Source organism: Paraburkholderia sp. SIMBA_053, from assembly GCF_046534895.1.
In the GTDB taxonomy this organism is placed as follows: domain Bacteria; phylum Pseudomonadota; class Gammaproteobacteria; order Burkholderiales; family Burkholderiaceae; genus Paraburkholderia; species Paraburkholderia caledonica.
In genome coordinates this window covers 1-257 of record NZ_JAWRXU010001092.1, presented here as the reverse complement: position 1 = coordinate 257, position 257 = coordinate 1, and the positions used below count along the sequence as shown (strand labels likewise).

Annotated in this window: 1 protein-coding gene; it reads right to left on the bottom strand. The window is 61.5% G+C overall.

Annotation, left to right across the window (positions count from 1 at the left end):
- Nucleotides 1–257, bottom strand: a 257-nt coding sequence (locus tag SB753_RS39000; RefSeq protein WP_410805411.1) for a TetR family transcriptional regulator C-terminal domain-containing protein, incomplete at both ends; no start/stop codon positions are given.

The following is a 257-nucleotide window of genomic DNA, read 5'->3' as shown; positions in this document are numbered from 1 at the left end:
GCTCTGATACGAAACAATCAGTTTTTCCAGCGCGGCCCACGTCAGGCGCACGGCATCGGGCAGATGCAGGAAGCGTGCGTCATGATGCAAGCCGAGCGTGAAGCTATACAGTTCGAAAAGCATCAGTTGCGGATCGGTGTCCGCGCGCAGATGCCCTTCTTCCATTGCCTGCGAAATCGCGCGGGTGAGCGCCGCGCGCCACACCGTCACGCTCGACACCAGTTGTTCGCGCACCTGACTGTCCGCGCGGTCGTCGT